This is a genomic window from Gordonia sp. B8661-1, from assembly GCF_059427765.1.
Genome location: NZ_JCAHRL010000001.1, coordinates 598,506 through 625,078, shown reverse-complemented (window position 1 = coordinate 625,078; position 26,573 = coordinate 598,506). Strand labels below are relative to the sequence as shown.

At 68.8% G+C, this 26,573-nt stretch carries 28 protein-coding genes and 1 riboswitch; of the genes, 13 read left to right on the top strand and 15 right to left on the bottom strand.

Annotated elements, in window-relative coordinates; all coding sequences use genetic code 11:
- Window positions 1–14: 14 nt before the first annotated feature.
- Window positions 15–317 (bottom strand): antibiotic biosynthesis monooxygenase family protein, encoded by a 303-nt coding sequence (locus tag AC4JJG_RS02920; RefSeq protein ID WP_495399027.1) that lies wholly within the window; start codon window positions 315–317, stop codon window positions 15–17.
- A gap of 220 nt (window positions 318–537) precedes the next feature.
- Between AC4JJG_RS02920 and AC4JJG_RS02915 the strand changes: the two genes are divergently transcribed.
- Window positions 538–2,151, top strand: a complete 1,614-nt coding sequence (locus AC4JJG_RS02915; RefSeq protein ID WP_495399028.1) for a GMC oxidoreductase — start codon at window positions 538–540, stop codon at window positions 2,149–2,151.
- Window positions 2,152–2,163: 12 nt separating this feature from the next.
- On the opposite strand, the gene AC4JJG_RS02910 is transcribed toward AC4JJG_RS02915, so the two are convergent.
- Window positions 2,164–2,844, bottom strand: a complete 681-nt coding sequence (locus AC4JJG_RS02910; RefSeq protein WP_495399029.1) for a TetR/AcrR family transcriptional regulator — start codon at window positions 2,842–2,844, stop codon at window positions 2,164–2,166.
- A gap of 98 nt (window positions 2,845–2,942) precedes the next feature.
- On the opposite strand from AC4JJG_RS02910, the gene AC4JJG_RS02905 reads away from it, so the two are divergent.
- Both AC4JJG_RS02905 and AC4JJG_RS02900 read left to right on the top strand, forming a co-directional pair.
- Window positions 2,943–3,926 (top strand): LLM class F420-dependent oxidoreductase, encoded by a 984-nt coding sequence (locus AC4JJG_RS02905; RefSeq protein ID WP_495399030.1) that lies wholly within the window; start codon window positions 2,943–2,945, stop codon window positions 3,924–3,926.
- A gap of 282 nt (window positions 3,927–4,208) precedes the next feature.
- The gene (locus AC4JJG_RS02900) at window positions 4,209–5,693 is read left to right on the top strand and encodes an HNH endonuclease signature motif containing protein (RefSeq protein WP_495399031.1); all 1,485 of its coding nucleotides are present in this window, start codon (window positions 4,209–4,211) and stop codon (window positions 5,691–5,693) included.
- A 12-nt stretch (window positions 5,694–5,705) separates the two neighbouring features.
- Here AC4JJG_RS02900 and AC4JJG_RS02895 read toward each other — a convergent pair whose 3' ends face one another.
- The gene (locus AC4JJG_RS02895; RefSeq protein ID WP_495399032.1) at window positions 5,706–6,860 is read right to left on the bottom strand and encodes a pyridoxal phosphate-dependent aminotransferase; all 1,155 of its coding nucleotides are present in this window, start codon (window positions 6,858–6,860) and stop codon (window positions 5,706–5,708) included.
- Between the two features lie 111 nt (window positions 6,861–6,971).
- On the opposite strand from AC4JJG_RS02895, the gene AC4JJG_RS02890 reads away from it, so the two are divergent.
- Entirely contained in the window at window positions 6,972–7,862 is an 891-nt protein-coding gene (locus AC4JJG_RS02890; RefSeq protein ID WP_495399033.1) for an LppU/SCO3897 family protein, read from the top strand.
- 4 nt (window positions 7,863–7,866) lie between these two features.
- Here the strand turns inward: AC4JJG_RS02890 and AC4JJG_RS02885 are convergent, their stop codons facing one another.
- The 3 genes from AC4JJG_RS02885 to AC4JJG_RS02875 all read right to left on the bottom strand — a co-directional run bounded on the left by AC4JJG_RS02885 (window position 7,867) and on the right by AC4JJG_RS02875 (window position 10,625).
- On the bottom strand, window positions 7,867–9,534 hold the full coding sequence (locus AC4JJG_RS02885) for a DNA repair helicase XPB (protein WP_495399034.1): 1,668 nt from the start codon (window positions 9,532–9,534) through the stop codon (window positions 7,867–7,869).
- A gap of 99 nt (window positions 9,535–9,633) precedes the next feature.
- Window positions 9,634–9,951 (bottom strand): AzlD domain-containing protein, encoded by a 318-nt coding sequence (locus tag AC4JJG_RS02880; protein ID WP_495399035.1) that lies wholly within the window; start codon window positions 9,949–9,951, stop codon window positions 9,634–9,636.
- Window positions 9,948–10,625 carry an AzlC family ABC transporter permease gene (locus tag AC4JJG_RS02875; protein WP_495399036.1) on the bottom strand — a complete coding sequence of 226 codons (678 nt, stop codon included), beginning with the start codon at window positions 10,623–10,625 and terminating at the stop codon, window positions 9,948–9,950. Before AC4JJG_RS02875 ends, AC4JJG_RS02880 begins: the two co-directional genes overlap by 4 nt.
- 19 nt (window positions 10,626–10,644) lie before the next feature.
- On the opposite strand from AC4JJG_RS02875, the gene AC4JJG_RS02870 reads away from it, so the two are divergent.
- Together AC4JJG_RS02870 and AC4JJG_RS02865 are read left to right on the top strand one after the other, a co-directional pair.
- The gene (locus tag AC4JJG_RS02870; protein WP_495399037.1) at window positions 10,645–11,247 is read left to right on the top strand and encodes a helix-turn-helix domain-containing protein; all 603 of its coding nucleotides are present in this window, start codon (window positions 10,645–10,647) and stop codon (window positions 11,245–11,247) included.
- Between the two features lie 122 nt (window positions 11,248–11,369).
- Window positions 11,370–11,612 (top strand): hypothetical protein, encoded by a 243-nt coding sequence (locus AC4JJG_RS02865; protein ID WP_495405739.1) that lies wholly within the window; start codon window positions 11,370–11,372, stop codon window positions 11,610–11,612.
- A gap of 47 nt (window positions 11,613–11,659) precedes the next feature.
- On the opposite strand, the gene AC4JJG_RS02860 is transcribed toward AC4JJG_RS02865, so the two are convergent.
- Entirely contained in the window at window positions 11,660–14,083 is a 2,424-nt protein-coding gene (locus AC4JJG_RS02860; RefSeq protein WP_495399039.1) for a helicase-associated domain-containing protein, read from the bottom strand.
- A gap of 78 nt (window positions 14,084–14,161) precedes the next feature.
- Between AC4JJG_RS02860 and AC4JJG_RS02855 the strand changes: the two genes are divergently transcribed.
- From AC4JJG_RS02855 to AC4JJG_RS02840, 4 genes are all read left to right on the top strand, one after another.
- Window positions 14,162–14,350 (top strand): hypothetical protein, encoded by a 189-nt coding sequence (locus AC4JJG_RS02855; protein WP_495399040.1) that lies wholly within the window; start codon window positions 14,162–14,164, stop codon window positions 14,348–14,350.
- Window positions 14,351–14,426: 76 nt separating this feature from the next.
- The gene (gene moaC, locus AC4JJG_RS02850) at window positions 14,427–14,864 is read left to right on the top strand and encodes a cyclic pyranopterin monophosphate synthase MoaC (RefSeq protein ID WP_495399609.1); all 438 of its coding nucleotides are present in this window, start codon (window positions 14,427–14,429) and stop codon (window positions 14,862–14,864) included.
- Window positions 14,865–14,901: 37 nt separating this feature from the next.
- Window positions 14,902–15,351, top strand: a complete 450-nt coding sequence (locus AC4JJG_RS02845) for a MogA/MoaB family molybdenum cofactor biosynthesis protein (protein ID WP_495399041.1) — start codon at window positions 14,902–14,904, stop codon at window positions 15,349–15,351.
- Window positions 15,348–15,776: a molybdenum cofactor biosynthesis protein MoaE gene (locus AC4JJG_RS02840; RefSeq protein WP_495399042.1), complete on the top strand. Its 429-nt coding sequence runs from the start codon at window positions 15,348–15,350 to the stop codon at window positions 15,774–15,776. The genes AC4JJG_RS02845 and AC4JJG_RS02840 overlap by 4 nt, the downstream gene beginning before the upstream one ends.
- An 88-nt stretch (window positions 15,777–15,864) precedes the next feature.
- Here AC4JJG_RS02840 and AC4JJG_RS02835 read toward each other — a convergent pair whose 3' ends face one another.
- The 6 genes from AC4JJG_RS02835 to AC4JJG_RS02810 form a co-directional block, all read right to left on the bottom strand.
- The gene (locus tag AC4JJG_RS02835) at window positions 15,865–16,026 is read right to left on the bottom strand and encodes a hypothetical protein (protein WP_495399043.1); all 162 of its coding nucleotides are present in this window, start codon (window positions 16,024–16,026) and stop codon (window positions 15,865–15,867) included.
- Window positions 16,027–16,175: 149 nt separating this feature from the next.
- A complete protein-coding gene (locus AC4JJG_RS02830; RefSeq protein ID WP_495399044.1) occupies window positions 16,176–16,859 on the bottom strand; it encodes a transglycosylase family protein in 684 nt (227 codons plus the stop codon).
- A 7-nt stretch (window positions 16,860–16,866) separates the two neighbouring features.
- Window positions 16,867–17,046: riboswitch (cyclic di-AMP (ydaO/yuaA leader) on the bottom strand.
- Between the two features lie 259 nt (window positions 17,047–17,305).
- A complete protein-coding gene (locus AC4JJG_RS02825) occupies window positions 17,306–17,584 on the bottom strand; it encodes a MoaD/ThiS family protein (protein ID WP_495399045.1) in 279 nt (92 codons plus the stop codon).
- Window positions 17,585–17,586: 2 nt separating this feature from the next.
- Window positions 17,587–18,696 carry a GTP 3',8-cyclase MoaA gene (gene moaA, locus AC4JJG_RS02820; RefSeq protein ID WP_495399047.1) on the bottom strand — a complete coding sequence of 370 codons (1,110 nt, stop codon included), beginning with the start codon at window positions 18,694–18,696 and terminating at the stop codon, window positions 17,587–17,589.
- Window positions 18,693–19,226, bottom strand: coding sequence for a flavin reductase family protein (locus AC4JJG_RS02815; RefSeq protein ID WP_495399048.1), 534 nt, complete (start codon window positions 19,224–19,226; stop codon window positions 18,693–18,695). Before AC4JJG_RS02815 ends, moaA begins: the two co-directional genes overlap by 4 nt.
- Window positions 19,227–19,237: 11 nt before the next feature.
- A complete protein-coding gene (locus AC4JJG_RS02810; RefSeq protein ID WP_495399049.1) occupies window positions 19,238–19,444 on the bottom strand; it encodes a hypothetical protein in 207 nt (68 codons plus the stop codon).
- Between the two features lie 236 nt (window positions 19,445–19,680).
- Between AC4JJG_RS02810 and AC4JJG_RS02805 the strand changes: the two genes are divergently transcribed.
- Window positions 19,681–20,112, top strand: coding sequence for a cold-shock protein (locus AC4JJG_RS02805; RefSeq protein WP_495399610.1), 432 nt, complete (start codon window positions 19,681–19,683; stop codon window positions 20,110–20,112).
- A gap of 78 nt (window positions 20,113–20,190) precedes the next feature.
- On the opposite strand, the gene AC4JJG_RS02800 is transcribed toward AC4JJG_RS02805, so the two are convergent.
- Window positions 20,191–20,754: a DUF2771 family protein gene (locus AC4JJG_RS02800; RefSeq protein ID WP_495399050.1), complete on the bottom strand. Its 564-nt coding sequence runs from the start codon at window positions 20,752–20,754 to the stop codon at window positions 20,191–20,193.
- A 10-nt stretch (window positions 20,755–20,764) separates the two neighbouring features.
- Window positions 20,765–22,792 (bottom strand): MFS transporter, encoded by a 2,028-nt coding sequence (locus tag AC4JJG_RS02795; RefSeq protein WP_495399051.1) that lies wholly within the window; start codon window positions 22,790–22,792, stop codon window positions 20,765–20,767.
- A gap of 130 nt (window positions 22,793–22,922) precedes the next feature.
- On the opposite strand from AC4JJG_RS02795, the gene AC4JJG_RS02790 reads away from it, so the two are divergent.
- Entirely contained in the window at window positions 22,923–23,711 is a 789-nt protein-coding gene (locus tag AC4JJG_RS02790) for a DUF3027 domain-containing protein (RefSeq protein ID WP_495399052.1), read from the top strand.
- 8 nt (window positions 23,712–23,719) lie between these two features.
- Window positions 23,720–26,485, top strand: a complete 2,766-nt coding sequence (locus AC4JJG_RS02785) for a sacsin N-terminal ATP-binding-like domain-containing protein (RefSeq protein WP_495399053.1) — start codon at window positions 23,720–23,722, stop codon at window positions 26,483–26,485.
- The last annotated feature ends 88 nt before the right edge of the window (window positions 26,486–26,573 follow it).

The window sequence follows — 26,573 nt, the reverse complement described above, 5'->3', positions numbered from 1 at the left end:
GGATCTCCCGCGGGTCAGGACGTGAAGGTCTCGATCAGGGTGTGCTGTTCGATCGCGGACGGCGCCTGCATCCCGGCGGCGTCCGGATCGGAGTGCGACGCGCGGAACGAGTCCGACTTCAACCAGGCCAGGAAGTCGTCCTTGGTATCGAATTCCATCGTCGAGATGTAGGGCAGCCCTTCGGTTTCCGGGCGCATCAGGGTGGCGCGGTGGAGACCGGGGACGCCGGTGAGGGTGGTGCGCATGGCGTTCGAGAAGGCCTCTTCGAACGCGGGGGCGTCCTCGGTGACGTCGATGCGATTGCTGACCACGAACATGGGTACTCCTTGGGTGAGGCTCGGATGAGACATCGACGATCTTACCGACAGTCTGTCGGCAAGATGTCGGGCATGGGGCTGTGCGTCGCCGAGATCGAAGGCTGACCATACAAAAGCGGCTCAGGTGTTGAGTCAGATGACTGAATGATGTTTGAATGTCCGGCGTGCCTTGCGGCGATGCGCAGGGATCCGGTGTTTCACATCTGCGGAGAGGCGACGCATGGTCGAGATCGGTCGACGTTCATTTCTGTCCGGGGCCGGTGCGGCCGGAGTCGCGGCAGTGGCCGGTACGGTCGGTTCGTCGACCGGGGGCACGGCCGTCGGTGCCCCGAAAGCCGCCCCGGGCAAACGAATTCGACTGACCCGCGAGGACCATCGGGTGGTGGTCGTGGGTTCCGGCTTCGGCGGCGGGGTCGCGGCGCTGCGACTGGCGCAGGCCGGTGTGCGGGTGACCCTGCTCGAGCGCGGCCGTCGCTGGGTCACGGGACCGAATGCCGAGACCTTTCCGCACGCGGGCAACCCCGACAAGCGCGCCCTGTGGTACCGGTCGAGCCCCCAATTGTTCGGCCGGCCCGCAGTGTTCGACCCCTACGCGGGGCTGTTCGAGGCGGTGGTAGGCGAGAACATGACCGCCGTGTGCGCGGCCGGTCTCGGCGGCGGATCGCTTGTGTACCAGGGGATGTCACTGCAGCCGACACGCGAGGTCTTCGAGGCGCACCTGCCCGGGGAGCTCGACTGGCAACTGATGAACCGGGTGCACTATCCGCGGGTGGCGCGCATGCTCCGACTGCGGGCCGCACCCGACGAACTCGCCCACAGCCCCAACTACCGCGCCGCGCGAACCTTCGCACGCAACGTCCGGGCCGCCGGGATGCCGCTTTCGAAGATTCCCATGCCCATCGACTGGTCGTACGCGCTCGCCGAGCTCCGGGGTGCGATGAAGCCGTCGTACACCAACGGGGACTGTGCGATCGGGGTGAACAACGGCGGCAAGCACTCGGTGGACGTCACCTACATCCGCGCCGCCGAGCGGACCGGCCTCGTCGACGTGCGCACCCTGCATCAGGTCACCGATGTCCGCCGGACCCGCAACGGCAGGTGGGAGGTCTTCGTGGACCGCATCGACACCTCCGGAAACGTTGTGGCACAGCAGATTCTCACGACACCGACCCTGATCATGGGTGCGGGTAGCGTCAACACCACCAAGCTTCTCGTGCGCTCCGCGGCCCGCGGTCACCTGCGTGATGTCCCGGACGGTCTGGGCCGGGGCTGGGGCACCAACGCCGACCGCATCTACGTCTGGTCCGATCCGGCCCGCGGCTTCGGCGATACCCAGGGCGGGCCGGTGATCTACGGCAGCCGCAATTGGTCCGATCCCGCCAACGCGTTCACGATCGTGCAGGCATCGATCCCGGCCATGGCGGTGGATCCGCGCAGCACGATGCTCGTCGGATTCGGGGTGAGCGACGCACGCGGTCACTTCGTCTACGACTCGAACGCCGACGACGCGCGGCTGCGGTGGCCGAAGGACGGGGATCGGCACATCCAGGACAACCACATCGGCCCGGCAGCGCACCGGATCGCGGGACGCGGCACCGTCCTCACCGACACCAATGCGGTGGTGCCCTCGACATGGCACGCCCTCGGCGGTGCCTGCATGGGAACGGTGTGTGATCTCGACGGACGTGTGCAGGGTCAACCGGGGCTCTACGTGGTCGACGGTGCACTCATCCCGGGGAATACCGCGGCGTGCAATCCGTCGATGACGATCGCCGCGGTCGCCGAACGCGCTCTCGACAACCTCGTCCGCTCCGACGTCGGGACCCTCATCTGACCCGCCTGGGGGTCACGACGGCGACGTCGTGTCGTCCGATGCCGCAGGCGCCAGCCATATGCCGGTGAGTGCGTCGACGAGATGGCCCTGCAGATCGGACCAGGTACGGATCGAGTCTCCGAAACCCGCCCCCTCGGCCGGGTGCCCGGAGGCGTGGGCGAATTCGAAGTCGGCCATGGTGTGCACCAGGATGTTCCGGGTCATCGCGTCCCGGGCCTCACGTACCTCGTCGGACAGCGGCGGCAAGGCCTCGTACATCCCGGTGAGCACGTCCAGAAGGCTCTCCGACATCGCGGCCTCGGCGTACATCAGCTGACGTAGCTGTGGATCGGTGGTCACCTGTGCACAGAACCGGGCGAAATAGGTGGGCGGCCCGAGCGATGCGAAGTACTCGGTGTGCGGACGCACCAGGCACGTCAGCCAGTCGCGAAGCCCGGCGCCGGGACCGAGTTCCGCGAGAGTGGCCTGACGGATCGGTTCGATGCGCCCGCCATGGCGTTCGAGGATGGCCTCGATGAGCTCGGCGCGGCCACCGAAGTGATAACCCACCGCGAAATTGTTGCCCTGCCCGGCCGCCTCGCTGATCTGCCTGTTCGACACCGACGAGACGCCGCGTTCGGCGAACAACTGTTCGGCCGTGGTCAGAATGCGCTCCCGGGTCTCGGTGACCTGCCGGCTGCGGGACCGTGCCATCGTCGCCGTTGCCCCCTCATCGATCGGTCCGCGAATCCACCCCGCGCGAACCCCAGTCTAGGTGCCCCGGTACCGCACTCGTCGGTAGCGTATCGGCCATGCGATTCGGAATGTTTGTTCCTCAGGGATGGCGGCTGGACCTCACGGGTATCGAACCCGCCGAGCAATGGCCGGTGATGTCGTCGTTGGCCGGTGCCGCGGAAACAGCCGGATTCGACTCGATCTGGGTCTACGACCATTTCCACACCGTGCCGATGCCCACCGACGAGGCCACCCACGAGGCCTGGACCCTGGTGTCGGCCTTCGCAGCGACGACGCAGCGGATCGGTATCGGCCAGATGTGCACGGCCATGAGCTACCGGAACCCGATGTACCTCGCCAAGGTGGCGGCCACCGCGGACCTGATCTCGGGTGGTCGGGTGCATATGGGTATCGGCGGCGGCTGGTACGAGCACGAGTGGCGCGCGTACGGTTACGGCTTCCCCTCGGCCGGGGAACGACTCGGTCGTCTCGATGAGGGCGTGCAGATCATGAAGCAGGCCTGGGAGACCGGGCGGGCGAGCCTCGACGGCAAGCACTATCAGGTCGATGACGCAATCTGTGCGCCCCGGCCGACGCTCGGCCGCATCCCGCTGTGGATCGCCGGCGGCGGCGAGAAGAAGACGCTGCGCATTGCCGCGCAGTACGCCGACTACACCAACTTCGACGGCACGCCGGAAGGTTTCGCGCACAAATCGGCGGTGCTGCAACGGCATTGCGACGATCTTGGCCGCGACTACTCGTCGATCGTCCGGTCGGCCAACTACAACGTGATGCTCGGCGACTCGGAGTCCGATGTGGAGCGCAAACTGACCGCACTCGAGGAACGGTTGGCCCGATACGTCGACCCCGCGGCGGCGAAGGCCAGTATCGAGGCCTTCCGCGGCATGCCGGCCGTCGGCACTCCCGAGCAGGTCGTCGAGAATCTCTCCGCGATCCAGGACTTGGGGATGGATTACGGGATCTTCTACTTCCCGGACATCGCACACGACCGCACCGACCTGGACCGCTTCGTCGCCGAGGTCATGCCGGCTCTGCGCTGAACGGCCCGGCGGTCGCGAACGTGTCCGGTGACCGGCGGTGATGCGGACTTGTCGGTGGCCCGTCGTAGGGTGGCGGCAGCAGGATGAGTTGAGCCGGGCAGAACCCTCAGTGTGCGAACCCTATAGGCCGTGACGCAGTACCGCCCGATGCTCAGTACGACGACGATTTCCACGTGATGACGATGTCCTGTGCCTGTCCATCACGTCGGAAGGTTGTTCGTGCCATCGCATTCGGAGTCCGCCTCGCCATGGCCGGATCTACCCGCGGAATATGTTCGTGGTGTGGATCCGGAAGCGCCGGGTGACTCGTCCACCAATGAGCTGTTGCTCGGCATGACGGAGCTCGACCGGGGCGCTGCGTATCTCGCGTATGCCGAGTATCGTTCGGCCGCCGCGCTCTTCGAGCAGCTGGTTGCCGGTACCCGCGACACCGACCACCGGATCGTCGACGCGTTCGCCGACTGCGCGGCCCGTATCGCGCGGACGCGGGGGCTCACCCAGTTCGCCGCCGAGCAGCTACTCGATCACTCCGTAGCCCTCCGTGACCGATTGCCGCAGGTTCTTGCCTGCCTGCGGGACGGGGTCATCGTCCGCTGGCAGGCGCAGGCCGCGATCACCCGCACCGACCTGCTCGATGCCGACTCGCCGGCCGCACCGCTGGTCGATGCGGAGATCGCGGCGATCATCCGTGACACGTCGGGTTCGTGGTCCCGGAAACGCTTCCGCGACATGATCGATCGGATCATCTTCCGACATGATCCGGACGCTGTCCGCGACCGGCGACAGGACGCACTGGATGCTCGCGGGGTGTGGACCGAGTCCCGGGCCGACGGCGTCGGCGAGATCGTCGGTGTGATGGCGGCCGAGAACATCCGGATCGCCGTCGCGGCGGTCGCAGCTCTGGCCGATGCGACGTGCCGGGACGACCGCCGGACACGACAGCAACGACGATCCGACGCGATGTTCGCGCTGCTGTCCGGCACGCCCTTCACCTGCGATTGCGGCAGATCGGACTGCACGGCCGTGATCCCTCAGCCCGGCACGGTGCCGCCGGTCGACCCGAAGATCGTCATTCACGTCGTCTGCGACGAGGGGACACTCGACGGCACGGCGCAGAACGCCGGGCTCGTCGACGGGCACGGCGTGATCTCCGATGCCCATGTGCGCGACCTCGCATCACGCCCGGACGCCGTAATCCGGCCGATCGTGCCGGACTCGGTCACCGAGGGGCCCGACGGCACGTACACCCTTCCGTCGCATCGGCCATCGGACCCGTATCGGCCGTCGGCTGCACTCGACACCTTCGTTCGGGTCCGCGACGGCGAGTGTGTCGACCCGGGGTGCGAGTGTTCGGCATTCGAGGCGGATCTCGACCACATCCACGAGTTCGACCACGGCGATCCCTCGGCCGGCGGACAGACCACTGCCGACGACATGAACGCCAAATGCCGGTTCGGGCATCGACTCAAGACGTTCGGCGACTGGATCGACGACCAATATCGCGACACGGACGGACGCTTACGGACGGAGTACACGACACCCGAGGGGCTGGTGCTGGCCGGCGAGGCCGAGACCAACGAAGTGATGTTTCCCGGACTACGGCGAATCCGTTTCGCCGCGCCGCCCGAGCCGGAGCCGACACCCGAATCGGCTGACGAGCGGGCGCCGTCCCGGGGGCGGACCCGACTGGCCGAGAAATACGCACGGCGACGAGTAGAACGCGCGCGCAACAGGTTCCGGCGCCTGACGGATCCGCCGCCCTTCTGATTCGGCTATGCCTCAGAGACGCCGCAGCCGGACACCGGCTTCGGCGATGACATCATCGCGCTTGGCGAACGCGAACCGGACGAGGTGGCGCCACGGATCGGTGTCGTCGACGAAGGCGCTCACGGGTACCGCGGCCACGCCGACCCGCTCGGGCAGCATGCGGCAGAACTCTGCACCGTCGGAGTAGCCGAGTGGGCGCGGGTCCGCGAGCATGAAATAGGTTGCCTCACTGCGGTGTACGCCGAATCCCGCGTCGGACAATGCGGTCGCGAGCAGATCCCGCTTGTGTTCGAGCGTCGCGGCCGACCGGTGTACCCATTCCATCTCCGTGTCCAGTGCGAGGGCGACCGCGGGTTGGAAAGGCCCGGACCCGACGAAGGACATGAACTGTTTGGCGGCACGGGCAGCCGTCACCAACTCGGCCGGACCGCTGATCCAGCCGACCTTCCAACCGGTGCAGTTGAAGGTCTTCGCTGCACCGGAGATCCGCAGGGTGCGTTCGGCCATGCCGGGGAACGTCGCCAGCGGCCGCTGCTTGCGACCATCGAACAGCAGGTGCTCGTACACCTCGTCGGTCACCGCGACGACATCGTGTTCCACACACAGCCGGGCGATCTCGGTGAGGTCGTCGTCGGAGAGCACCGTGCCCGTCGGATTGTGTGGCGTGTTGACCAGAATCAGGGAGGTCTTCGGGCCGAAGGCGTCCGCGAGGCGCGCGCGGTCCAGACGGAACCCGTCGCCATCGGCGACGAGCGGGACGGTACGGCGGATGCCGCCGGCCATGGCGACGGTCGCCGCGTAGGAGTCGTAGTACGGCTCGATCATGATGACTTCACGGCCCGGTTCCACCAGTCCGACGATCGCGCCCGCGATCGCCTCGGTGGCGCCGACGGTGATCAACACCTGAGTCTCGGGGTCGTAGTCGAGTCCGTAGTGACTCGACTGATGACGTGCCACGGCCTGACGGAGTTCCGGAATCCCGGCACCCGGTGGGTATTGGTTGCGCCCGTCGGCGATTGCCTGCCGTGCAGCCTCCAGCATGCTCGCGGGTCCGTCCGTGTCCGGGAATCCCTGGCCCAGATTGACGGCGTCATGCTGCACCGCCAGAGCCGACATCTCCGCGAAGATGGTGGTGCCGAAGGGCTGGAGCCGTGAGACGGTACGCATGCCCTCCAGGCTGGCACACCGGGACCCGATGTCCTCCGAACGTGCCGGATCAGCTGCCGGATTTGTCTCACGAGTCGGATTGATGCGTGCGGGCAAGTAGCATCTGGGTCCATGACCACCCCACCTGTTCCGCCCTCACCAGGTTCACCGCCCGGATCCTCCGGTCCGGAGCCGGATCCCTCGGGACAGCAGGGGAGCGGTCAGCCGCCGTTCGGTGGGCCGCCTGCGCCCGGAGCACCCCACTACGGCGTGCCGCCGGTGCCCGGAGCACCCCAACCCGGTACACCGCCCCCGTACGGTGCCCCGCCTCAGCCCGGCGCACCGCAGTTCGGTGGGCCTCAGTTCGGTACGCCTCAGCCCGGTACGCCGCCGTTCGGTCAGCAGGGTGGGGCTCCGAACTACGGGATGCCCCCCGTCGGAACCCCGCCGCCGAAGAAGAAGCGCACGGTGTTGTGGGTGTTCCTGGCGCTCGGCCTGGTGGCCATCGTCGCGATCGGCGCGCTCGTGGCACTGGGAATCGCCGGCACGAAGGACGATGTCGACAACGCCGACGATGTGGCGATCGGCGACTGCGTCACGGTGACCGGCACCGAGCGCTCCGACGACCTGAAGGCGTCGAAGGCCTCCTGCGACGGGCCGGGCACGTTCACCTTCTATGTCGCGACCAAGACCAACTCGATCGGTGAGACCTGCCCGAACGAGGACTATTCGCGCCTGTATTGGAAGCGCAGCCGGGACTCGGACTCGTCCAAGGACCAGCAGCTATGCCTGGTGCCGAATCTCGTTGCGGAGAAGTGCTACTCGATCCCGTCGGGCGTCGGTGGATCGCTGTCGGACTTCGCCGAGGTCCCATGCGGAACCGCGGGCGGGGACGGTAACACGGTGGCGCGGGTGTCTCAGCGCACGACGTCGCAGCCCACCTGCGCGAGTGGGGAACTCGAGGTGTTCTTCCAGTTCCCGCGGCCGGTCGGCTACTGCCTGGAGAGTCAGACGGCGAGTTGACGTCTCACGCCGGGGAGTCGCCGCCGATCGCCGGTCCGAGGAGGTCGTCGGCGTCGGTGATCCGGTAGGCATAGCCCTGTTCGGCGAGGAATCGCTGCCGGTGCGCGGCATAGTCGGCGTCCAGGGTGTCACGCGACACGACCGAGTAGAAGTGCGCTTGCCCGCCATCGCGTTTCGGGCGTAGCAGGCGGCCCAGTCGCTGCGCTTCCTCCTGCCGTGAACCGAAGGTGCCGGAGACCTGCACGGCGACCGACGCCTCGGGCAGGTCGATGGAGAAATTCGCCACCTTCGAGACCACGAGCGTCTGGATCTCACCCGACCGGAACTTGTCGAACAGCGCTTCGCGCTCCTTGTTCTTCGTCGACCCCTGGATGACGGGGGCGTCGAGCGCCTGGCCGAGTTCCTCGAGTTGATCGATGTAGGCGCCGATCACGAGGGTCTGTGAATCCTCGTGCCGGGCCAGGATCGACTTGACCACGGCGACCTTCGAATGGGCCGTCGAGCAGAGCTTGTACTTCTCCTCGTTCTCGGCGACCGCGTATTGCAGACGTTCCTCGTCGGTGAGGGTCACCCGCACCTCGATGCAGTCGGCGGGTGCGATCCAGCCCTGGGCCTCGATGTCCTTCCACGGCGCGTCATAGCGTTTCGGGCCGATGAGACTGAAGACGTCGCCTTCGCGCCCGTCCTCCCGGACCAGTGTCGCGGTCAGTCCGAGGCGGCGCCGCGACTGCAGATCGGCGGTCATGCGGAACACCGGTGCGGGCAGCAGGTGCACCTCGTCGTAGATGATGAGACCCCAGTCGCGCGAGTCGAAGAGATCCAGATTCTTGTACTCGCCCTTCGACTTCCGTGTCATCACCTGATAGGTGGCGATGGTGACGGGCCGAATCTCCTTGCGTTCGCCGGAGTATTCGCCGATCTCCTCCTCGGTGAGCGAGGTGCGCGCGATCAGCTCACGCTTCCACTGCCGGCCGGCGACCGTGTTGGTGACCAGGATCAGTGTGGTGGCACCGGCTTTCGCCATCGCGGCCGCGCCGACCATCGTCTTGCCCGCACCGCACGGGAGTACGACGACACCGGAACCACCCGCCCAGAAGGAATCGGTGGCCAGCTCCTGATAGTCGCGCAGATGCCAGTCGGATTGGTCCAGGGCGATCGGGTGGGCCTCGCCGTCGACGTAGCCGGCGAGGTCCTCGGCGGGCCAGCCGACCTTCAGCAGCACCTGCTTGAGCCTGCCGCGTTCGGAGGGGTGGACGATCACGGTGTCGTCGTCGAGGCGCGCCCCCAGCATCGGGGCGACCTTCTTGTTCCGCAGGATCTCCTCGAGCACCGCCCGATCCAGGCTCACCAGCGTCAGACCGTGCGCCGGGTGCTTCACCAGTTGCAGTCGGCCGAAGCGGCCCATGACGTCGACGACGTCCATGAGCAGCGGCTGCGGCACGGCATAGCGTGAATAGGTGACCAGGGCGTCGACGACCTGCTCGGCATCGTGGCCCGCGGCACGGGCGTTCCAGAGGGCCAGCGGGGTCACACGGTAGGTGTGCACATGTTCGGGTGCACGTTCGAGCTCGGCGAAGGGGGCGATCGCCGCGCGCGCCGCTGGTGCGTCGGGGTGATCCACCTCGAGCAGCAGCGTCTTGTCGGATTGCACGATCAGGGGTCCATCGGTCACCCGATCCATTGTCCAGGTCGGGGCAAGCTGCGCCACCAGTACCTCGGAGGCACGACCGACATCGGCGGAAAGAGGCACGATGAGTCGCCGCGGCGGGGGTCAGGCGATACCGCAGAGTCGCAGCGCCGCGGTCACGGAGGCGGCCACCAGCACGACCACCACCAGCGGCGCCCTGCGCCACGCGGCGACGGCGCCGGCCAGGACGCCGAGCACGCGTGCCCATCCGGCGAATTCCGTTGCCGCGAAGATCGTTCCGGTGACCGCGACGGCGACCAGGAGAACCATCGCTGCCTGGTCGAGCAGTGCTGAGGTCCCGGTGGACACAGTGATGCGGCTACGCAACAGCGGACCGGCGAGACGAATGGCGTAGGTGCCGCCGGCCAGGAGTGCGATCCCGGCGATCAGGGAGGCACTCATCGGCGTCCGCGGGCGAGTAGTCCGCTGAGAGCTGCCACCACGGGCACGCCGGCCGGTGCGAACGGCGTGGTCAGGAGGGCGATGGCGCTTCCGGCCGCCGCGGCACGTGCGGTTCGCCGGTCGCGTAGGGCAGGCAGGGCCAACGCGATCAGGAGCGCGGGAAATGCGGCGTCGAGGCCGAGCGCGTCCGGACTCGCGACGACTTCGCCGAGGACCGCGCCGGTCAGTGACCCGAGCGGCCAGCCGACGAGGATGCCGGCCCCGCATGCGAAGAACACCAGACGGATGCGGTGGGTCGACATCGCGGGCTCCCGGCGTGCGGACGCGGTGAGCGCGGCGGTCTCGTCGTTGATCAGGTGTGCTGCCGCGAGCAGGGGCAGCCCGCGGGGCAGTTCGTCGCCGACGGCCAGCCCGTAACCGACGTTGCGGCTATTGACCAGCAGTCCGGCCAGCGCGGCGAGGAGCGGCGAACCGCCGGTGGCCAGGATGCCGACGAAGACGAATTCGGACGACCCGGCCAGGACGACGGTCGCGATCAGCACGATCTGCCACCAGGCCAGTCCGGCCGTGTGTGCTGCCACCCCGTACGACGCGCCGATCACGAAGACCGCGACCGACATGACGACGATCGAGCGGAGCGTCGATCGATCAAGTGTCCTGTCTGCCGAACGCATGGCCACTATACTGAACGCTATGAGTAGTGTTCGTCAAGATGGACGTTCGTTCGATGAGTCGGACGGCCGGGGATCGGATCATCCGACCCGACGGATCGCAGCGGCCCTGAAGCGTGAGCGGGCGCGGGCCGGACTGTCCATCGGTGAGCTCGCGCGCCGGGCCGGAGTCGGGAAATCGACGGTGTCGCAACTCGAGATGGGGGAGGGCAACCCCGGGATCGAGACCCTGTGGGCATTGTCCACCGCGCTCGGAATCCAGTTCTCCGCGCTGGTGGCGGAATCCTCGCATCCGGTGGAGGTCGTCCGGTTCGGCGAGGGCACCGCGATCCCGGCGGCCGACGCTGACTATGCCGCGACGCTGCTGTCGACGGCGCGGCCGGGAACGCGGCGGGATGTGTACCTGATCTGTGCCGAGCCGGGAAAGCCGAGGATTTCCGCGCCGCACGCCCGGGGGACGGTCGAGCATGTCGTGCTCACCGCGGGGCGGGCGTCGCTGGGGCCGGTCGACGCCGCGGTGGAGTTGTCGCCCGGTGACTACATCGCCTACGCGGGCGATGTCGAGCACATCTTCGACGCACTCGAGTCGGGCACGGTGGCCGTGATGATCAGCGAATCCGTATGAGATGAACGGTGGCGTCGGGTGCGCTCGGTCGTGACGCCGCCGGCTCACAAGCACTCTTGCTGATCGAACGCATGTTCGATACCCTGGATGCCTATCGACAACAGGGGAGTGAGGTGGACGACGTGGGGGAGAAATCGGAAAGTGCTGCGTCCGAACGGGATTCGCCCGGATTGGTACGGCGATATCAGAAACTTGAGGATCTGCTCGAGGACATCCGGGAGACTCCCACCGACAATCTGTCGGACGCCGAACTGGTCGCGGTCGCCGAAACGCATGAGCGGCTGCATCGACGACTGTCGGCGCTCGGGTACCGGCGCATCATGGACGTCGCGGACCGGATGGCGCAGAGGTCGCCGGACGGCTAGGGGGTGCCGGCTGGACGACGCCGGCCGCGAGGTGATCGACCGGGTGGTCAGGTCGGATTCTTGTGGGCGGCCGTCTTCCGGGGAGCCGCACGCTTTTTCGGCGGTGTCGGCGACGACCCGTTCCGCGGGGGCGGTTCCGGCTTGTCGAGGAGTTCCACCGCGGTGATGCGGTGCAGCGTGAAGTGTTGCTCGTCGTCGGTGCCGAGGTCGGTCGCGATCAGCTGACCGGCGCCGAGGGTGCGCGGCGTGACGACATGTCTGCTCGCGGAACCGTGGGCGTCCACATAGTCGACGCGCAGCGGACGATCGGTGCGCAGCGCCAACTGGATGAGCGCGGTCGCCGATTCGCCACCGCCCGCGGCGCGGACGGGTGATCCGTTGGCCGAGCGGCCCGCGGGCCTCGCCGAGGCCGCCCGGTCGGCGGCGCGTACGCGTGTCACGACCGCGGCCAGTTGCTCCGCGGACGGTACGGGCCGTCGGGGCTGCGAATGGCGTCGTGCTCGGGTCACCGATACGCGGCTGCCGCGCTGCCGGAGGTCCACCACCGCGCCGGTGGAGTCCTCGCCGGTGGGCGCGAAGCCCGCGGCGCGCAACTGGTCGATGACGTCGCGGACGTCGGCCTGGGAGACGGCCACCGTGGGTGCCAGGGCGCGGAGCGCCAGGTGGTCGGCGGCCTCGCTGCGCAGGACGGCGGCCAGGGTGGTCGGGTCCTCGCAGCGGATGAACGCCGACGCCACACCGACGCGGAGCTGTCCGTGTTTGCGGGCCACGTCCTCGATCAGATAGGTAAGCGATTGGGGCACCGGTGTCCGGGAATGCGTGGTGAACAACGCGATCAACTCGCTGCTGCCGCGGCCGGCATCCAGCGCGCGACGGACACTGTCCTCGGAGATCCGGTACACCGATGCGGCGCCGCCGGATTCGAGATCGGCCACCAGCTCGACCTCCTCGGCCAACTCCGGCGTCATGGGTCCCGGCACGGTGAGCGTCAGGTCGGCCTGCGTCAGGAAATGATCGATCGGCGTCGGCAGCGCCTCATGCATGGCAGCGGTCATCGCGGACTGCGCATCGTCGTCGACGCGGAGCGTGGCGCGCCCGACCCGCGTGATCGAACCGTGCGCCACCAGGCCGAGTTCGCGTGCCTCCCTCAGGGTTTCACCGATGATGTGCCTGCTGTAGCGACGTATCTGCCGCGGGTGGCGCCAATGCAGGGCCGCCGCGAGATCGTCCGCGGCCACCGACACCGCCGGGGCCGTCTGTGCGAGCGCGGACAGGATCGCGGTCCGCTGGGCCGGCGCATAGGCGTCGTGCAATTCGCCGGCCAGGGCCGCGTGGGTGTTGCCGTCGCGATCGGGTTCCCCCACCTGCCACGCGCGGCGCGGCAGTTCGAGCCAGGCGCCGACGAGCACCGCCCACTGACGTTCAGGCTGGTGGTGCAGCCAGGTATCGGCCGCCGACGTCGGCGCGAAGGCCTGCTCGCCGGTGTCCGAAGCCGGTGGCGGATCAGGGAATCCGGCGTCGATGAGCCGGAGGTAGGCAAGCAGTTCGACGATGAAGGCGACGCGCTGCTGCGACAATCCGCTGACCTTCGCGAGACGTCGCAGTTCGCGCACGCCGAGCGCCCCGGAGCGCAACACCGCGGCGGGCGTCATGCCCAGAATCCTGATGAGCGATGTCGTGTGCCGGATCAGTTCGAGCGCCTCGCCGCCGCCGGCGGCATCGATCGCGTCGGCGGAAAACCGTTGTGTGCCATCGGGATCACCGAGGGCCGGTGCGCGAAGGTCGTCGGTGCGCAGGGGCGGTTCGTCGCGCAGGAGCTGGCCGACGGCCGGTGGTAGCTCGACGGTCTGGTCGTCGACGCGGGCCAGCAGTCCGTCGGCGATGAGTCGTGCCACCGGAGCGGCGGGATCGGCGTCGCGGGCCGCGTCCTTGCTGCGGCCGAGCGCCGGACCGCGCGACAGCGTGTCCATCAGGCCACGCTGCCGTTCATCGAGTCCGGCCAACAGGTCGCGCAGTTCGTCGGTGCTGTGGACGGCCGTCGGGCCGGTGAGCTGGTTGGCCCGCCACGGCAGCGCCGACGCGGCATGCGCACCCGGATACAGCTCGTCGTCGCGGCCCCAGAGCAGCGCGCGGGTGCGCAGGTCGTCGACGCGTGCACGGATGTCGGCGTCGTCGGCCCGCCCGTCGAGTGCCGCGACGATCGCGTCCACCGAGGTCGGTTGGGGGAGGGGGCCGCTCGACGAGCGGCTGGTGTCGAGCGCGGCCTCCAGAGCGGCCACCCCGAGCAGGTCGAGGTCGTCGCCCGCCACGGCCGCCGACGCGGCCGACAGTGCCCGCGAGGCCAGGACCGCGGTACCCGCAGGCGGTGGCGATGCCAGATCCGGACGCAGGGACAGCAGACGGATCAACTCGTCGTCGCCGCGAGCCGCCAGATCGGCGGCAAGGCTCACGTCCCGATCCTCCGCGCTCATTCGGTCGATTCTACTGAGCCGGACGTGTTGGGTGGTTTCGCGCGTACGACGAAACCGGGCTCATGGCAGAATGAGCGCGTGGCTGAGAAGAAGAAGCAGTACGTCGACCATGGGTGGCCCAAGGATGCGGATGGCGATCACGCCCACGCCGTCTCCGAGTTCGCCGCCTCGCTGTCCGGTGCGCTGTCGCCCTTCGGCGATGTCGAGTTCCCGTTGCCGGCCGACAAGGTGCCGTACGTGCACGCGAAGACCGTCGTCAACCGCTGATCACCGAGTGTCGCGGCACGACGAAACTCCCAGCTCACCGACGCTGACCCACCTGGACGCCGACGGTGCGGCCCGGATGGTCGATGTCGGCGGCAAAAAGCACACCGATCGCCGGGCGGTGGCGGGCGGCACGTTCCGCACCACCGCCGAGGTGATCGGTCTTCTCGCCGACCGCGCCCTGCCCAAGGGCGACGTGCTGGCGACGGCCCGGATCGCGGGCATCATGGCGGCCAAACACACCGCCGACCTCATCCCGCTGTGTCATCAACTCGCCCTCTCGGCCGTGGAGATCGAATTCACTCTCGGCGACGATCACATCGACGTCGTCGCGACCGCTGCCACGAGCGGTCAGACCGGCGTGGAGATGGAGGCGCTGACCGCTGTGTCCGTTGCCGGCCTCACGCTCCATGACATGGTGAAGGCTGTCGACCGTCGCGCGTCGATGTCCGACGTCCGCCTGCTCTCGAAGACCGGCGGCAAATCCGGCGACTGGCATCGCGAGTCCGGTGATTGATCCGCGCGCACGATCGGATCGTCGGCGGGCTCATGTCGTGGTCGCCTCCACCCGCGCCGCACGCGGCCACTACGACGACCGCACCGGACCGCTGATCGAGGAATGGCTCCGCGCACGGGATTTCGACGTCACGGTGACCGTCGTCGAAGACGGTCCGCCGGTCGGTGACGCCCTCCGGGCAGCAGTCGATGCCGCCGACCTCGTCCTGACCACCGGTGGCACCGGCCTGACCCCCACCGACCGCACCCCGGAACAGACACGGCCATTGCTCGACGCCGAGATCCCCGGCCTTGCCGACGCCGTCCGCGCCGCCGGGCTGCCCGAGGTGCCGACCGCGGTGCTCTCACGTGGCATTGCGGGCATCGCCGGACGCACCCTGATCGTGAACCTGCCCGGCTCCACCGGAGGGGTGCGCGACGGACTCGGTGTCCTCGACGGTGTCCTCGACCATGCGCTCGACCAGATCGCCGGTGGTGATCATCGATGAGTGCCCGTATCGCACTGCTGTCCGTATCGGACACCCCGATCGCCGCGGCCGACCACGAGGCCGCCGTCACGGATCGCTCGGCCGGTGCGGTGGTGAGTTTCGTCGGTGCGGTCCGTGATCACGACGGCGGACGTCAGGTCACCGCCCTGCACTATTCGGCCCATCCGTCGGCGCCCGACGTCCTGGCGGAGGTGGTCGGCGAGATAGCCGGAGGTGCGGACGGCGTGCGCGCCGTCGCGGTGTCCCATCGGGTGGGGGAACTGACCGTCGGTGATGCGGCCTTCGTCGTGGCGGTCGCGGCCGACCACCGGCGCGCGGCCTTCGCGACCTGCGCCCTCCTCGTCGACGAGGTGAAGGCCCGCCTACCCGTCTGGAAGCATCAGCACTTCGCCGACGGCACCGACGAATGGGTCGGCTCGGCCTGAGTGTGTCGCTGCCGCGACCTCACCTCGTTCCCGCGACCTCGGCCGAAGTCGCGGGAACGAGGTGACGTCGCGGCAATAGGGACCAGGCTCAGCCGATCTTCTTCAGCGTGCGGTTCGCCTGTTTGCGGACTTCGGCATCCGGGTCGTCGAGGTACTTCGCGAACATCGTTGCCGGGGTCTTTGCCGGCTCTCGGTGGAACTCGGCGAACATCAGCGGTACGGCTTCGGTGCCCATGGCGTCCGGGGTCATGAGTACTCGATAGATGCCGTTGCGGAAACGGGCGCGTTCGGCGGGCGCCTCATGGGGAGAAAAGGGGGATGGAAAGAGCCCCGCACGGATTACACGTCGTGCGGGGCTCTTCGACTGGGGTCCGGTCAGGCCGGACGAACCTGGGTGGCTCAGGGGAGCGGCAGCAGGTTCTTGTTCTGGTTGAACAGCTTGATCTGATCCGGGCTCAGCTGCACACCGCTGTCCTTCGCGGCCTTCCACAGGTTGCGGACCTCGGGGCTGATCTGGCCCTTCTTCTCCGCGGCGGTGAGGGCCGAGTCGACCTGGTTCTTGACGTCCGAGGTGCTCTTGGCCTCGGGAGCGGTCTCCAGCGAGGTCTGCGGCGAGGCCGGAGCGTTCGGCGCGGCCTTCGGCTGGCTCTGCAGGCCGGAGCCGTCGAACAGGCTCTTCGGGGTGTCGGTGGGGGCGGTGCGCGGGGTGTGACCCGACAGTCCGGTACCACAGGTTGGCCATGCGCCCTTGCCCTGGCCGGCCAGCACGCGCTCGGCGACGACGATCTGCTCTTCGCGGGTGGCCTGATCGGCGGACGGGGCGAACTGGCCGCCACCGTGGCCGGACCAGGTGCTCGGGCTGAACTGGAGTCCGCCCTGGTAGCCGTTGCCGGTGTTGATGGCCCAGTTGCCGCCCGACTCGCACTGAGCGACCTGATTCCACTCGGCGTCGGTTGCGGCATTCGCGGTACCCGCGGTGCCCAGCAGGGCGGCACCGCCGCCGAGGACTGCGCCGGTCAGCGCGACCTTGGCGAAGGTCTTGGTGGTCGTGGCGTTCGTCGGCTTGCGATGACGTCCGGACATAAGGATTTTTTCCTCTCTCCACGCGCCTACGAAGTCAGCTGTCGGGTTCGGGCGAGAGGTTGCCCGGTCTCGCCGGAATGGTTACCGGCCGAGACTTGACCCCAAGGACGTCGTCACGACGCCCGAACTCCCCTACGGGGAGGTGGGTCCCCCGTCCTCGCTCCTAGATTCATAGCTCTGGGTCATCCCGTCCGACGGAAGCGAGGCTCGGCGCGGCCGACGGGATGTATGTAATTGGTATCTGGTCGTGACCGCCGTGGCGGTCGCTGTAGACACTACGACGAGTTGGAGCGGTTAACCCAGTTGTGGGACAAGGCAATTTTTGAGGCGTTTTCGGGACTTTCGACCCAGTGTCGTCGTCCGCCCAGGTCACGGCTCGATAGTCGTCTTGTGTCCATCCTGTTATCAACCCGTTATGTGATGAAGCTCACAGGTCGATAACGGCCTCAGCCGCCCGCGAACGGCGGGAGAACGTCGATCGTGTCGACATCGCCGAGTATCGATGATCGATCACAGACCGCTCGGCCGTCCCGCAGATACGAGCAGCGGGCCAGCACGCGCGCCAACCCGGGGGCATCGGCGGCGAGCAGGGTCTCGAGATCTCCGAGGGTGGCGTCCGCGGGCACGTCGAGCACCGTGGTGTCGGTGCCGGCGGCTGCGCGCGCCGCCGCGAAGAACCGGATCGTCAGTGCGCGCGTCGTCGCGTGGGTCGCGTTGTCGGCCATCGTCATCCGCCGATCGCCGACATCGGCCGGTCGGGTTGCACGATGCCGCTCTGCTCGGTGCCGTGGCCCCACGCCTTCGCCCAGGTGTCGCCGCGCCACGCGGCCGCAATCGCGGCATCCAGTTCGGTACCGGTGAGGCCGCCCCGGAGGATCGGGCGCAGATCCGTCTCGGACTGCGCGAACAGACAGTTGCGCAGCGCGCCGTCGGCGGTGAGGCGGGTGCGGTCACAGTCGCCGCAGAACGGGCGCGTCACCGAGGCGATGACACCGACGCGGGCGGGCCGGCCGTCGAGCTGGTTGCCGTCGACGATCCAGGTCGCCGCGGGCGCACTGCCGCGCGGTCGTGGATCGGGCAGCAGACGATGCCTGCTGCGCAGGGCGTCGAGGATCTCGTCGGCGGTCACCATGGTGTCGCGGCTCCAGCGATGGTCGGCGTCCAGCGGCATCTGCTCGATGATCCGGAGTTGATACCCGCCGGCGAGGCAGAAATCGAGGAGATCGGGCAGTCCCGCGAGGTCGCCGCGCGTGGGCACCACCGCGTTGACCTTGATGGGGCCGATGCCCGCGGCCCGGGCCGCGGCCAGGCCGGCGAGTACGTCGTCGAGGCGTTCGCGCCGGGTGATCGCCGCGAACCGATCGGGATCGACGGTGTCCAGCGACACGTTGATGCGGTCGAGCCCGGCAGCCGCCAGATCCGCGGCCCGATGGGCGAGCCCGAGCGCATTGGTGGTCATCGCGATCTCGGGGCGTTCGGCTCCGGCACCGGCCGCGGCGGCGATGAGGTCGGTCAGGTCACGCCGCAACAGTGGTTCGCCGCCGGTGAAGCGGATGGTGCGCACACCGAGGTCACGCACCGCGACGGTCATCACGCGGATCATCTCGTCGGTGCTGAGCAACTGGTCGGACGGCAGCCAGTCGAGGCCGTCGGCGGGCATGCAATAGGTGCACCGCAGGTTGCAGCGATCGGTCACCGACACCCGCAGATCGCGGATCACGCGGTGATACCGATCGGTCATCGGCCCGGACGTCGGCGCGCCGTCGGCACCCGGGTTCGTTCCCGCCGCCCGGTGCGGGGCGACGGGGAGGGGGAGTCCGAGTGCGACGGGCGTCATGTCCGGTTCCGGCGCGCTTCCAGTGCTCGAAAAGTGCTGGCGTGGAAGACAAGTGGTTCGACGTCGGGATCGCAGTCGAGGGCCTCGATACGCAGCAGGACGAGTGTGTGATCGCCGGCGGGCAGCTCGTTGTGCAGCGAGCACACCAGCGACGCGGACGCCTCCGGGATGAACAGCGCGCCGTCGTCGGTGCCGAACGGCGTGATGCCGTCGAAGCGGGACTCGGCGGGACCGGCCAGCTGGCGGCAGACCGATGACTGATCGTGCGCGAACACGCTGACCCCGATCACCGGTGCGTCGCGCAGCCGCGGCCACGTCGACGACGAGTTCTGGACGCACAGCGACACCAGTGGCGGATCGAGGGACACGGTGGTGAAGGCGCTGGCCGCCATACCGACGTATTCGAAATCGCCCGACGGGCCGGTGACCTGGCAGCACACCGCCACCACGCCGGACGGGAAACAGCTGTAGGCGCGCTTGAGCGCGCCCGGATCGGTGGCGGATACGAGGGTGCTGGCTACAGGGGTCACGGGGTTGATACTCAACGCGTCCTCCGGCCCGACCGCAATGCAAAAACCAGCCCGCACAAAAAGCCGAGCGGTGCGCACATGGTGAGCAGGTAGACCACGGTCGGTGCGGTGTCGCCGGTCACGATCGGCGTGAGGAACAGCGCGATGATCGCCAGCAGTCCGATCGCGAACAGCACTCCCGCAACCTGCAGCAGCCGTGGGGATTGTTCGTTCCGCATACATCCACGGTAGAGCACGACGCGCGTGGGCGACGCCCGCGTGGTGGTCGGTGTGATGGTCCGCGGTATTCGAGATGACCGAGTGCGATCGGGTTGGCTAGACTGGACAACCAACAGGCGCCTGCGCTCACCTGTGACGGAGCGGTTCGCACTCGCGGGCCGCTACGGGATCGGGTGACGGGCGCTTTTGTCATGCCACTGCGGTGGCGTTCTACGGACAGATGAGGGTGAGCACAGTGCCGACCGGCAAGGTGAAGTGGTACGACGCCGACAAGGGATTCGGCTTTCTCGCGCAGGACGAGGGTGAGGACGTCTATGTGCGGTCTTCGGCGTTGCCGGAGGGCGTGGAGGCACTCAAGCCCGGTCAGCGTGTGGAATTCGGCATGGCCGCGGGTCGTCGGGGGCCGCAGGCGCTGACCGTCACCGTCCTCGAACCCGCACCGAGCGTCTCGAAGAATCAGCGTGAATCCGCGCGCAAGGAGAGTGGCGCCCGCAAGGACAGCCGCAAGCACTCGCCCGACGAACTGCACGGCATGGTCGCCGACCTCATCACCCTGCTCGAGGGCAAGGTGCAGCCGGATCTTCGGAAGGGTCGCTACCCGGACCGCAAGACCGCGAGCCGTATCGCCGAGGTCGTCCGCGCCGTCGCCCGCGAACTCGAGAGCTGACCGCCTCCGCAACTGACGCTCACTGATTCCGTTCCCGCGGCACGGGTAACCCTGCGCGGGAACGGAATTCGTGAGCGACTACTGGCCGGATTGCTGGGGCTGTACCGGGCTGGTGTCGACGCCGAATACACCCCGGGCGACGTAGTCGTCGTCACTGATCTTCACGACCGACGGGATCGCGACCTCGATCGACATGATGGTGCGCTCGGGTGTCGATCGCAGGACCGTCGTATGTTTCGTGCCCGATTCGAATCGGATCTGCGTGTCCTCGAGGCCCTGTGGTGTCTGGGCCAGGATGAACAGTTGCCACGGCCATTTGGCGATGTCCTCGGACACCGACACCATGATCGACTCGCCGGGGCGCACCGGTACCCGGGTGGGTTTCACGTCCTTCTGGTCGGCGGGCCGGCAACCCTTGAGGAAGACGTCACACATCCGGGAGGGGTTGACGCGAACGAGCTTGTCCTCGACGGCCACCTGCACGTAGAGGTGATCTCCCTTGTCGATGGCGCCGAACTGCGGCTCCTTCGACCATTCGTCCTTGGTGAGGAACGCGACGCTGCCGCCGACGACCAGCACGAAAACGACGGCGACCGCCGCGATGATCGCGACAGCCTTCTTCTCTCCGGAATTGAATTGCACTCCAACGACCTCAGGGCTGCTCGGTGGGATGGGTGGGCATGCGCCGGGTGGCGTCGCCGCCTCTGACGCGTCCGTTCCCCGACTCGTGCGGCGGTGGGGTACGAGGTGAATGGGGTTGTGGGCGCACAGGATCCGGGCGCGCAGGATTCGGCTGCGGACGGGTGGGTGCGTCCACCGGCCCCCGATGTCCGTGTGCGGGTGCCTGCCCGGGCACCGCGAAGGCGACCGTCGGTGCGGCGTAGTCGGGCCTGCGGCCACCGAAGCCCGGCACCAGCGACGACCCGCGCGTCGTCAGTACGGTCTGCAGCAGGCCGATGCCGAGGAGTACGGCCACGACGGTGAAACCGATCCACAGAGTCGGCGGGAGAAGCACGCCCAGGGACGCGCCGAGCACCCAGCCGAGCTGCAGGACGGTTTCCGACCGCCCGAACGCCGAGGCGCGGGATTCCTCCGGCAGGTCGTCCTGGATGGACGAGTCCAGGCACACCTTGCCGATGGCGCTGGTGCCGGACGCGATGAGGGCGGCGATGGCCGCGATGGCGATGTTGCCGAAGATCGCGGCGAGGACGGCGGTCACGAAACAGGCGGCGGTGCACCACACCACGAGCTGCGGCGGGTTCTTCAATTCGAGGCGGGTGCCGAGGCCGTTGCCGATCATGTTGCCGACGCCGGCCGCCGCGCCCACCGCGCCGAGGAGCAGGAGCTGCGTCCAGTCGGAGTGCACGCCCTGCTGTGCCTTCGCGTAGAACGCGATGAACAGGGTCAGGAAGCCGGTCAGGATGCGGATGGTCGCGTTGCCCCACAGGCCGGCGACGACCTTGCGTCCCAGCGGCTGCCGCATCTTGGCCGCGATCTCGGTGGCGGTCGCCCGGGCGGACCGCTTGCCGCGACCGGCGTTGTCGTGACCGTGCGCAGGCGCGGGTGTCGCCGGTTCCCCGTGATAGGTGAAGGTGGTGGGGATCTCGCCCTCGGTGACCTCCACCCAGGACGGGATGCGCATACAGGTGTAGGCGCCGTACGCGGCGATCACCGCGAGCCACGCCATCGCGCCCGGCAGATGGAACGGCAGCACCTTGCCGAGCAGCATCTCGAACAGGGCGGCGACGGCACCGCCGATGATGGTGCCGCAGATCAGCCCGAACGTGGTGAGACGCGAATTCACCCGCGGCAGGTCGATACTCGGCGGGACGACCCGCGGGGTGACCGCCGACTTCAGCACGCCGAAGGACTTCGACAGCACCAGCAGTCCGAGCGCGCAGGGGTAGAGCACCCACGGGTCATAGTTCAGCTGATTGGTGGCGGCATCCCAGGAACTGTTGGCCATGATCAGCAGCGCGAGGATCACGCGCAGGCCGAATGTGGTGGCCATGGCGATGCGCCTGCCGTGCTGCAGACGGTCGAGCAGCGGGCCGATCAGCGGGGCAATCAGTGCGAACGGGGCGATCGTCAGCGCCAGGTAGAGGCCGACGCTGGTCTTCGACTCGCCGGTCGCGGCGGCGAAGAACAGTGTGTTCGCCAGCGCGACCGCCATCGCGGCGTCGACGGCGAAGTTGATGATCACCGGCAGGGTGAGCGCGGTCAGGCCGGATCGGTCGGCGCCGTCGGCCGTCGCCGCCTGGTGGATCTTGCCGATGCCGCGGCTGGTGAGTTCACGGCTGCGCATCGCGGCGATCCGGGTGACGGTCAGCTTCTTCGGGATGGCGCGGCGTTCGGTGTCCGGCTCGTCGTGTGTGGTGGGCATCGCGCGCGTGCCGCCGATGCGCTCGGTGTGCGGGTCGTCCCCGTCGAGCGGCGGCAGATGGGGATTGTGGGTGCGAGGCGGCAGGTAGGCGTGTTCGCCGGGGCCCCGTCCGCCCCGGCCGCCGACCGGGTTTCGCCGGGTCGGCTCGTCGACGGGGTAATTCGCGGCTCCGGGATGCCGGTGGGTGTCGCGCCGGTCGTCGGTGCCCGGGATGTCGCCTCGACCCGCGTCACGGGGATCGGCCCCCGGATTGTCGCGACGCTCCCGGCGGGGGAAGCGGGCTTCGGGTCGGTTCACGCCATCGATTGTTCCTCATCGGCCCGACATGTGTCGGCGCGCCTCGCCCGGACACGGAGGGCGTCGATCACAACCGGCCGGGTGAGACCGGTGTGTACACCGGATTCGGCCGTCAGGCACACTGGAGGACGTGAATTCTGTGTTCGACGCCGACCGATTGCTCTCCGCGGTCGATGTGGCGCGAGCCGCTCTCGTCGAGGACGATCAGCGGCCCGGAGCCCATCTGAGCAGCGCCGCCGAGGGTGAGTGCGCGGTGGCGCACTACTTCGAGGCGAATCTCGACGGGTACCGCGGCTGGCAGTGGTGTGTGGTGCTCGCCGGCGCGCCGGGCAGCGACGTCATCACCGTGAGCGAGGTGGTCCTGCTCCCGGGGGACGAGGCGTTGTTGTCGCCCGGCTGGGTGCCGTGGTCGGAGCGCGTCAGCGCCGGCGACCTCTCGCCCGGTGACGTACTCGCGGCCCCCGCCGACGACCCGCGTCTGGTGCCCAACCAGATCGACACGGGTGACGACTTCCGGCTCGACTCCGAGGACGCCGACCCGGACGAGATCGGTCAGATCTCGGGGCTGCTGGGCCTCGGACGCCGCCGCCTGCTGAGCCCGGAGGGCCGCGAGGAGGCAGCGCAGCGCTGGTTCGACGGTGACCACGGTCCGCACAGCGACATGGCCGCGGCCGCCACCTACGCCTGCGCGACCTGCGGGTTCTTCGTACCGCTCGCGGGGGCTCTGCGTGCCGCCTTCGGCGTGTGCGCCAACGAATACGCCGCCGACGGCCGGGTCGTCGCGGCCACCTACGGCTGCGGAGCGCATTCCGACGTCCGCGCGCCGAAGGGCGAGGGCTCGCCCGCCTACGACGCCTACGACGACGGCGCACTGGAGATCGTCGCGGTGAGCACCGACACCTCGACCACGTCGTCCTGACCGGCCCCGTGGGCACCGACGACCCGTTCGGACTCGCCGGTCTACGGGCCGCCACCCTCGACGCCTGGCGCACATCACCCACGAGATTCGCCGAGGACGCGGCGGCCGAGGACGACCTGGCGACGGTCGGGTATCGCGATCGCCTCATCACCGAGCTGGCCGCCAACGCCGCCGATGCGGCCGCCGCGGGGCAGGTGGCCGGACGTCTGACCGTCCGGGCCGTCGACGACGACCTCCACATCGCGAATACCGGTGCGCCGCTGAGTGACCGGGGTGTGCGGTCGATGCTGGCGCTGCGTGTGTCGGCGAAATCCGGAAGCATCGAGGACCACGTGGGCCGGTTCGGTGTCGGGTTCACCGCCACCAGTACGGTCGCCGACCGGGTGGAGGTCCGATCCACCACCGGCACAGTCGTTTTCGACCGCGCGGCGACCGAGCACGCGATGGCCGACGCGGGTGTGGACGGTGCGGATGTGCGGCCGATTCCGTTGCTGCGGCTCGCCTGGCCGGGAGACGCCGGCCCCGTCGCCGGTGCGGACACCGAGATCGTCCTCGGTCTTGCCGACGGCGAACACGTCGGCGACCTGGTCGCGGCCGCGCACGCGCAGGCCGTTGATCTGCTGCTGGCGTTGCCGGCACTCGGCGAGATCGCCGTCGCGGACACTGTGTACCGGATCACGCGGGAGGAATGCGACGGCGCGAACCTGCTGACCGTCACCACCGAGCTCGACGGACAGGCGTCAGAGCGTCGGTGGCACGAGGGTGCCGGGCCGGGCACCCGGTGGCTCGTCGAGATGGACGGTGAGCGACCTGTGCCGCTGCACGGCGATGTGCTGCATGCTCCCACGCCCACCGACGTGGAACTGTCCCTGCCCGCGCGGGTGATCGCCGGGTTGCCGCTCACGCCCGATCGGCGTCACCTGCACCCGGATGCCCGGATCGATTCGGCCGCAGCCGGATACGTGGAACTGGTGCGGAGCCTGCCGGCGGCCGCGCGGCCGCTGCTGGTGCCGGATCGGACGGCGGTCCGCAACGGCGCGGACGCCACCCTGGTGTCGGAGGTACTGGACCGGCTGGGCGACGAGACCTGGCTGCCCGCCGCCGACGGTGGCGATCTCGTGCCGCGACGTGCCGTGGTCTTCCCCGATCTGACCGACGATCTCGCGGGCGTCCTGGCGCCGCTGATGGGGGACCTGGCGCATCCGTCGGTGTCCGAGCGGGGCGGATTGTCGCGGCTGCGGTCGGTCGGTGTGACCCCGATGACGCTCGCCGATCTGGCCGAACGCCTCACCGGCGTGGATCGTGAGCCGCGATGGTGGCACCGGCTCTACGAGGCCCTGTCGCCACATGTGTCCGGTCCGGTCGATGCCGAAGAGCTTGGTGCACTGCCGATTCCGCGCGCCGACGGCCGGATGCACATCGGGGCCCGGGGCATGGTCGTGGCGGATGCGGCGGGCGTGCCGATGCGGTGGCTGTCCTCGGTGGCCGCCGACGCCGACCACCCGCTGCTCGAACGGCTCGGCGCCGAACGCATGTCGGTGTCGGACGCGTTGGCCGACCCTGGGCTGGCCGCACTCGTCGACCAGATCGACGAGGACGACGAGGACGATGCCGCCGGACTCGCCGACGAGGTGCTCGGCGCGCTGGCCGCCGACCCCGACGCCGTCGTACCGTCCGCCTTGTCCGCGTTGCTGATTCGCGACGATGCGGGCGACCTCCGGCCCGTCGACGAACTCCTCCTGGCCGACGGCCCCCTGGCCGGGGTGCTCATCGACGACGCCCCGTTCGGACGCCCCGATCACGCCCTCGTCGATCGATTCGGGTCGGAGACGCTGCGGCGGTTGGGGGTCGGCTGGGGCTTCCTCACGGTGACCGACGACCTGCCGGTCGCACCCGACCATGACCTCGCGGACGAGGAGGAGTGGTGGGACTCCCTGCCGGAGGCACCCGAAACCCTCTCCGCTGTCCGGGATCTCGATCTCGTGGCCGGGGAACGCTGGTCGGAGGCGCTGTCGGTGCTGGCGCAGGACCCGCACATCGCCCCGCAGTTGCTCGACGCCGACGGCTACACGGCGTGGTGGCTCCGCCGTCACGCGTATGTCGACGGCAGGCCACTGGGTGCCTACCGGGCGCCGTCGGACGACAGTGTTGCGGGCGTGCGTGATCCGCTGGATCATCCGGCGGCTGACCAACTCGCCGGCGCCCTGGGCGGCATACGTATCGCGTCGGTCGCGGATGCGGCGGTGATCCTGGGCAATCTCGGCGATCCGGCGCGCGACATCTCCGCCGGAGTGGCCGCCGGAGTGCACGCCGCGCTCGTCGACGCCGGCCGGGCCGGCGTGTTCGAACCGTCGGAACTCGATGTGCCGCAACGGGTGCGGGCCTTGTCCGGGCAAGCCGTCGGACGGGCACTGGTTCTCGACCGTCCGTGGTTCGCGCAGGTGATCGATTCGGCGGAGCTGGTCGTCGCCACGCGCGCGGAGGATGCCGGCGACATGGCCGACGATGCCGAACTGCTCGCCGAGATCCTCGACCTGCCCACCGTTGCCGACGATGTCCGCGCCGTCGTCATCGACGAGGGGAGCGGAGCCGCGAGTACGGATACCGTCGCGATGCGCTTCGGGCTGCTCGGTGGCCGGCCCCTCACCGGAGCGATTCGGCTTCATGACGAACTCCGGATCCGGGTGGATCACAACGATTCCCGCCGCGAGGTTCGGGTGCGCTGGTGGGTGGACGAGAACGGGGTCACCCATCTCGACCGGGAATGGTGCTGATCCGCAACGAAGTCGACGGCGGTGCGGTGATCTCGATACGGAGCCTCGCTGCGCTCGGCGCCTACTCGATCAGCGGTGGGTGGCGTCA